Here is a 3,201-nt window from a genome sequence, read left to right as displayed (position 1 = left end):
CGGCCGATGCGTCGTGCAGGCGGCCGCCGAGGTCGGCAACATGGCCGCGCAACGCGTCGAGGTTTGCTTCGGAGCGGTACCAGATCCAGTTGAAGCGCTGCGCGCGAGACCCCGGCATGCCGTCGGTGGCGGGAATCTGGAACGCCATGAACAGTTCGCCGGGCTGCCGGTAGAGCGTCAGGTTCTCGACGAGCATCTCGATGGTCTCCGCATTGAACGCGGCTTCGTCGACGACGCCGCGCCACGCGAAGTAGCCGGCATAGCGCGGCGCGTAGCCGGGAAACAGCGCGGCTCGGATGCGCGAACCCGCGCCTTCCGCGGCGACGAGCAGGTCCACCCGTTCGCGCGCGGCGCCGATCTGCAAGTCGACCCCGTCCGGGTCGCGGCTCTCGACCGTCACGGGACTGTCGTACCGGATCATTCCGTCCGGCAGCATCGCGCACAGCGCGCGATAGACGATGTCCCACGACGAGAACGGCAGCCATTGGCACGCGTCGTCGACGATTCCGCCCGCGCGGTCGATCCAGCGCCGGCGGCGCGTCGGGACCGTCGCGATCGACAGCCGTTGGCTGCCGTGCGCGTCGAGAAATGCCGTCATGCGGCGCAGTACCGCGACACCGCCGCCATGATCGGGCACGCGCCGGTCGCGGCGCTCATGGACGAGGACCTCGTGACCGATGCAATTCAGCGTGACGGCGGCGGCCAGGCCCGTGATGGAGCCGCCGGCAATTGCGATCTTCATGATGCGCCTCTCGAAACGGGCCTCTGGTGCGGATATCGCGGGTGGCGAAGCCCCATGAGAGCAGTCTGGATCGAGCCGACTGAATAGTCCTAAACCGCGTCTTAAATCACTTGATTTATGCGGTGCGCGCGGAGGCCCGAGGCACCTTCAGCCGCGCTTGCCCTGCAGTGTCGGAATCTGCGCGAACAGCGACGCGAGCCAGTCGACGAAGATCTTGAGCTTGACGGGCGTATGCCGGTTCGGTGGATACAGGACTGAGATCGGCCGGGGCGGGGTGTTGAAATCGGTCAGCACCTCGCGCAGGCGCCCCGATTGCAGATACGGCTCGACCAGGTACAGCGAGGTCTTGATCAGGCCGATGCCCGCGACACCGCACGCGATGTAGGTGTCGGCGTCGTTGACAGCGACCGTGCCGCACATCTGGATGATGCGCGTCTCACCGTCGACGACGTAGTCCCAGGGTCGCGGCCGGCCCGTATCCGCCGAGATGTGGCTAACCGCGATGTGCTGCGCGAGATCGTCCACCGATTCGGGTGCGCCGCATCGTTCCAGATACGCGGGGGCCGCGCATGTGCAGGTGGTCAGGCTGCCGATCCGTTTCGCGACCAACCCCGAATCGTCGAGCGCACCGACGCGCACGACGCAATCGACCCCCTCGCCAACGAGGTCGATCTGGCGATCGGTCACGCCGAGTTCGACCGAGATGCTCGGATGTGCGGCGAGAAATTCAGGCAGGGCGGGCACCATGATCTGCTTCGCCATGGCCGGCGGCAGGTTCACTTTCAGGCGGCCGCGCGGCACGTTGCGCGCCTGCGAGACGGCCGCTTCCATGTCGTCGATTTCGCGCAGCACGCCGACGCAGCGTTCGTAATAGGCTTGCCCGTCGTCGGTCAGCGAGATCCGGCGCGTCGTCCGGTTCAGCAGCCTGCAGCCGAGATGCTGTTCGAGCGTGCTCAGCAACGCGGACACGCGCGGTGTCGTGAGCCCGGTCGTGTCCGACGCGCGCGTGAAGCTGCCCGTCTCGACGATGCGCGTAAACACGCGCATCGAAAGCAAGGTATCCATCGTTCGGAAATCTCCAGCCTGTGTGTTGCCCGCGCCGGTACGTGCCGGCGATTTGTTGTGCGATACCGCTACGCGTCGATGCGTTTCCTGAGCCCGTCGCCGGCAAACGGCATCTCGCGCACGCGTTGGCCGGTCGCGTCGAAGATCGCGTTGGCGAGCGCGCCGGCGGTCGGTCCCATCGACGCCTCGGCCGCGCCGAGAAACGGCGCGCCGGGACGATTGACGAGATGCACCTTCAGGCTTTGCGGCGCGGCCGAGAATCGCAGGATCGGATAACTGCTCCAGTCGAAACTACGGATGCGCTGCGTATCGTATTTCAGCGCTTCATACAGTGTCCAGCTCGCGGCCTGCACGATGCCGCCCTCGATCTGGTTGCGGATGCCGTCCGGCGATACGACCTGGCCGGCGTCGACGGCGACTTCCGCGTGGTCGAGCGTCACCTGGCCCGTTTCAGGCACGACCGAAATGTCGATCGCGATCGCGACGTAGGCCATCAGGTTCTTGTAACGGCCGAACGCGAAGCCGACGCCGCGGTTGCGCTCGCGCGGCGGCCGGGGCCAGCCGAACTTGGTCGCGACGAGCTGGATCACCTGGCGCGCGCGGTGATCCTGCATGTGACGCAGCCGGAACTCGACGGGATCGACGCCGGCGGTGTGCGCCAGCTCGTCCATGAAGCTTTCGATCGCCCAGACATTCGTGTGCGCGCCGAGCGAGCGCATCGCCGACGTCTGCAGCGGCATCGTCGGCGAGAAGTTGTTGACGATGTGCATGTTCGGCAGCGCATACAGCGGGATCGCGTTGCGATCGCCGCCGCCCTCGGGCTGCAGCATCGGCGTCGACGGCGCGGAAACGAACGGTGGTTCGAGCATTCGCGCGGGCAGCAGCCGGCCGGCATTGACGATGCGCTCGTTGTGCGAGCTGCTCCACAGCGCGTAGTTCCAGTCGACGATGTGGCCGCCGGCGTCGAGCGACGCGCTGAGCTCGGTGACCATCGCCGGCGTAAAGTGGTCCCACGTATGTTCCTGTTCGCGCATCCACTGGACGCGGATCGGCTTGCCGGGCATCGCGGCCGCGATCAGCGCCGCATGCGCCGCCGCGTCGTCCGCGCCGTTGTGCCCGTAGCAACCGGAACCTTCGGTGTGAATGCATCGGACGCTGGCCTTCGGCATCGACAGCATCTCGGCGAGCGCATCGCGCAGCGGGTAGACGCCTTGCGAGTGGGTCCATACGGTCAGCGTGCCGTTCTCGAGATGCGCGACCGAACAGGACGGCCCGATCGAGCCGTGCAGCAGGTAGTTCTTCAGAAAGGTGGCGCTCAGCGTTTTCGTCACCGGCGCGGTTTGCGCATGCGTATTGGCGATCTCGATGCGCTGGGTCGCAATCCGCTTCAGGTC

At 66.5% G+C, this 3,201-nt stretch carries 3 protein-coding genes; all 3 read right to left on the bottom strand.

Going from position 1 to position 3,201, the window contains the following annotated elements; genetic code table 11:
* Positions 1-742, bottom strand: a 742-nt coding sequence (locus tag JYJ84_RS32445) for a hypothetical protein (RefSeq protein WP_205189977.1), incomplete at its 3' end; no start/stop codon positions are given.
* Between the two features lie 147 nt (positions 743-889).
* Positions 890-1,807: a LysR family transcriptional regulator gene (locus tag JYJ84_RS32440; protein WP_175221457.1), complete on the bottom strand. Its 918-nt coding sequence runs from the start codon at positions 1,805-1,807 to the stop codon at positions 890-892.
* 68 nt (positions 1,808-1,875) lie between these two features.
* Positions 1,876-3,201 (bottom strand): molybdopterin cofactor-binding domain-containing protein (locus JYJ84_RS32435; RefSeq protein WP_205189976.1); only part of this gene is annotated, 1,326 nt, incomplete at its 5' end.

This window comes from Burkholderia sp. LMG 13014 (genome assembly GCF_905232215.1).
Classification (GTDB): Bacteria; Pseudomonadota; Gammaproteobacteria; order Burkholderiales; family Burkholderiaceae; genus Burkholderia.
The sequence above is the reverse complement of the archived record's forward strand: the minus strand, read 5'-3'. Positions and strand labels throughout refer to the sequence as shown.